The sequence below is a fragment of the Stenotrophomonas sp. P5_A8 genome (assembly GCF_056400545.1).
Map to the genome: position 1 here is coordinate 1 of NZ_JBFULB010000332.1, position 4,198 is coordinate 4,198.

General features: G+C 66.5%; 3 protein-coding genes and 1 pseudogene. 2 read left to right on the top strand and 2 right to left on the bottom strand.

Annotated elements, in window-relative coordinates:
• Both AC1DQP_RS17445 and AC1DQP_RS17450 read left to right on the top strand, forming a co-directional pair.
• Window positions 1–261, top strand: a pseudogene (locus AC1DQP_RS17445) (Bcr/CflA family drug resistance efflux transporter); the annotation flags it as partial.
• A 224-nt stretch (window positions 262–485) separates the two neighbouring features.
• Entirely contained in the window at window positions 486–878 is a 393-nt protein-coding gene (locus tag AC1DQP_RS17450; RefSeq protein ID WP_312239255.1) for a hypothetical protein, read from the top strand.
• A gap of 208 nt (window positions 879–1,086) precedes the next feature.
• Here the strand turns inward: AC1DQP_RS17450 and AC1DQP_RS17455 are convergent, their stop codons facing one another.
• The gene (locus tag AC1DQP_RS17455; RefSeq protein WP_478052093.1) at window positions 1,087–3,081 is read right to left on the bottom strand and encodes a M2 family metallopeptidase; all 1,995 of its coding nucleotides are present in this window, start codon (window positions 3,079–3,081) and stop codon (window positions 1,087–1,089) included.
• Window positions 3,082–3,486: 405 nt separating this feature from the next.
• Window positions 3,487–4,198: phosphoethanolamine transferase (locus AC1DQP_RS17460; RefSeq protein WP_478052094.1), on the bottom strand; the 712-nt coding region annotated here is incomplete at its 5' end.

Here is a 4,198-nt window from a genome sequence, read left to right on the forward strand (position 1 = left end):
GGCATGGCCTTGATCTTCCCRATCCTGGCGCTCGCCGTGCTGGACATGTACCCGCATCAGCGCGGCCTGGCCTCCTCGATGCAGATGTTCATCCAGCTGATGATCAACACCGTGGTGGCCGGCGTGGTTTCGCCGATGCTCAGCAGCAGCCCGCTGCACCTGGCCTTGGGCTACGCGGGCTTCTTCGCCATCGGTGGCAGCTTCTGGTACTGGGAGCGGCACTGCGAGCGCCGCCGTGACGTGCTGACGCCGATCGAATAAGCGCACGCGCACGCTACGATGGCGGGCGACGCGGGCGTGGCCGGCGTGGTGCTGGCGATCCGGCGGCACCTGGTCAGGGCTGCGGCATCGATCGGCAGGCCATCACCGTCATGGGCTATCGGCGCCACGGCAAGGTGCGGGACCGAGCCGGGCGGCGGCCCTCAACGGGCCCGGCCGGGCCCGTGCGGTATCCTTTGCGCTTTGATGCAGTCCGGACGTTCCAGATGTCGACCACCTCCAAACTGCGCCGCGACATCCGCCGGCGCCGCGAAACCCAGGCTGCCAACCGCGAGCAGGCCGCCACCCCGCCGGTGGAGCCGCATGCCGAGCTGCGTGACCAGCAGCGCACGCTGCTGGCCGGCATCGTCCGCCGCGACGGCGAGTGGGTACTGGGCATGGATGGCCGCATCGCCGGCCAGACCCCGAGCGCGGCGCGCGTGCTGGCGCTGATCATGCAGGCCGCCGAACTGCACGAGCGTCAGGGCACGCCGGTACGCCTGGTCTACTCGGACGCCCTGAAGGATGCCGCGCATGCCGAAGCAACGGCCGACGGCAAGGATTTCGAGCAGTTCAAGGTGGAACTTGCCGCCAGCCTGAAGCGTCCTGCGCATTCCTGAGCGCGGCGTTCGGATCCCCGCGGCCTCGTCATTCCCACAATGCAACCGTTCATCCGGGTAGAGCCACGCCATGCGTGGCTGCCTTTCGCACCGACGCCGATAGCACCCGAYGCGCGCTGCGCGTTTGCCGAGCCTGGCTCGGCACTACCGACCACAAAAAAAGCCGGCCCATGGGCCGGCTTTTTCGTTCATCGACGTGCGCGGACGGTCAGCGTGCCACAGGGGCTGCCGTTGCCGGCGTGGCCGCCGCGGTGGCGCCCGGGGCCTGCCAGCCACACATCTGGCCCTGATTCTGCTGCTTGAGCCACTCGTTGACCGGGGTGAAGTACTCGATCATCGGGCCGGCATCGAGCTTGTCGCCGCCGGTGATCTCGCGCAGCGTGGCCTGCCACGGCTGGCTGGCACCCTTGCTCAGCATCGCCCAGAACTTCTGCCCGGCTTCCTTGTTGCCGTAGAAGCTGCACTGGTGCAGCGGGCCCTTGTAGCCGGAGGCATCGCACAGGCCCTTGTAGAACTGGAACTGCAGGATGCGTGCCAGGAAGTAACGGGTATACGGGGTGTTGCCCGGGACATGGTACTTGGCACCGGCGTCGAAGAACTCCTCACCACGTGCGCTGGCCGGCGCTACGCCCTGGTACTTGGCCTTCAGGTCCCACCACGCCTGGTTGTAATGGTCCGGCGTGATCGAGCCATCGAACACCCCCCAGCGCCAGCGGTCGATCATCAGGCCGAACGGCAGGAACGACACGCCGCTCAGGGCCATGCGCATCTGCGCGTTGATGGTCGCCTCGCGGCTTTCCTGCGGGGTGTCGACCAGGCCGATCGAGTTGAGGTACTGCGGCGTCATCGCCAGCACGATGGTGTCGCCGATCGCCTCGTGGAAGCCATCGTTGGCACCGCCCTGGAACAACGGCGGCAGCGGGTTGTAGGCCAGGTCGTAATAGATGTGGCCCAGCTCGTGGTAGATCGTGGTGAAGTTCTCTTCGTTGGGCTTGATGCACATCTTGGTGCGCACATCGCCCTCCATGTTCATGTCCCACGCGCTGGCGTGGCAGACCACGTCGCGGTCCAGCGGCTTGATGAACTGGGTCTTGTCCCAGTACGACTTCGGCAGTGCCGGCATGCCCAGCGAGACGTAGAAGTCCTGCGCACGTTCGGTCATCTGCTTGGCGGTGCGCAGTTCGGCCTCACGCTGGGCCTTGTACAGCGCCTCCACGTTCGCACCGCTGCCGGCCTTGGCCAGCGCGCCGCTCAGGTTGGCCTGGTACTGCTTTTCCAGCGCGGCGGTGATGTCCAGGCTGCCGGCGCCCGGGTACGGTTCCAGCTGGTCCCACAGGTTGGACCAGTCCTGCTGCCACATGTTGCCTAGCAGGTGGGCGGCGATCATGCCGCCCCCGGTCTCGGCCTTGTCCTTGCCGTAGGTGGCATCGAGCTTGCTACGTGCGTAGCAGTGCAGCTGCTCGTACATCGGCTTGACCTGTTCCCACAGGCGGTCGGTTTCCGGGCCGATCTGCTCCGGTAGCATGTCATAGCCGCTGCGCCACATCTGGCCGGCATCGGCGAAGCCCATTTCCTTGGCGCCTTCGTTGACCAGGCCGACGAAGCGCTGGTAGTCGGCCCGCATCGGCTTGGTGGTGGCGTGCCAGCCCTGCCAGGCGTCGAGCTGCTTGTCGTAGTCGCGGCTGCGCGCAAGGACCTGTTCCAGGTCGCCGAGCTGGCGGCAGCTCTGCGGGTTGGCGTCGTCGGTGCAGTATTTGCCCGAGCCGTAGGCGCCTTCCATGCGGCTGGCGATGCGGGTGAGCTCGGACAGCTTGGCCGGGTCGCGCGGGGCAGGCATGGAGGTCATGAGCTTGAGCAGGTGGATCTGGCGCTTGGTGTCTTCGCTCATGGGCTGGCCGTCGTACCTGGCGGCCTGGGTGATCCAGCCGTTGAGGACGGTGAGCCAGCGCTCGTTGGCCTTGGCCGCCACGCGTTCGGAATCTTCGTTGATGTAGGTCGAAGACAGCCACTGCGCGGAGGTCATTTCCGGGTACATGGCCTTGTACTCGGCGTTGACGCGGGCAATGAACTGGTCGGCGGTCTCGCCCGGCTTGGCGCTGGTCGCCGCGGGGGCGTCAGCCGGGGTGGGTTCCTTCTGGCAGGCCGCCAGGGTCAGTGCGGCAGCGCCGACAGCCAGGGCCAGCAGGAGCGGGCGGTGGTTCACGGGGACATCCTTGGGTGGTGACAGACCGGCGAAGGCTAGTGAAGCACCGGTCGCACCGCAAGGGGCAGGGCAGCACGTTCCCGGTCGACCGGGTAGCGTCAACGTCGACGGCGTGGCGTCCGTATTACGGGGTGCGGGTCGGTGCGCATGGAGAAACAACGGCGCAAGACCAACTCGCAGGCAGGGCGTCTTTGCTCGACCTTCCGCCGACGCACACCCTGGGGGGCGAGGCAGGCGATACCGTGGCGGGACCGTCGGGCGCCATGGATGGCGCACGTCGAGCCCCCATGGATGGGTTTACGGCGCGTCCCGCCACGGTATGGCCTGCCTCGCCACAAACGGAAGAGCGAAAAGCTGACAGCTCTCACCTTCAGGCGCCGGACACTCGACTACGCGTTGAACGGGTCAAACCTCGCACCCGGCAAACAGATCGCGGCCACGTTCGTACACCGACGTCTTGACCTGCATCAATCCCAGCACCGACGGAAACAGGTTGTCGTGGTCGGTGTACTTGCCCGCACGCTGGCGCACGCAGGCCAGGTTGAGCCCGCGGTTGGCGGCAAACGAGGGCGAGAACCACATCGTCATCGGCACCCGGGTCTGTTCCTGCGGTGCGATCGCGTAGGGCACACCGTGCAGGTACAAGCCCTTTTCGCCCAACGACTCGCCGTGGTCGGACAGGTAGATCATCGCCGTGTCGTAGTCGTCCATGCCCTGCAGCGTGCCGATGGTGCGGCTGAGCAGGTGATCGGTATACAGCAGTGCATTGTCGTAGCTGTTGGTGATCTGCTCGCGGCTGCACTTGCCCAGGTCGGCGGTGTCGCAGGTCGGCGTGAAGCGGCGGAAGCGCGCCGGATAGCGCTCGAAATAGCTCGGGCCGTGGTTGCCCAGCTGATGCAGCACCACCACCCGGTCGCCGGGGGTGGCGCGCACCTGGCTGGCCAGGTCGTCGATCAGGATTTCGTCCATGCAGCGGCCGTTGGCGCACAGCTGTGGGTTCTTCGCATCATCCAGCGGTTGCATCGCCAGGCCTTCGCAGACGCCCTTGCACCCGGACTGATTGTCGCGCCACAAGGTCTTGATGCCGGCGTACTCCAGCACATGCAGCAGCGACTGG

Coding starts and splice junctions, on each gene's coding strand:
- AC1DQP_RS17450 (WP_312239255.1), top strand. CDS start 486: ATGTCGACCACCTCCAAACTGCGCCGCGACATCCGCCGGCGCCGCGAA.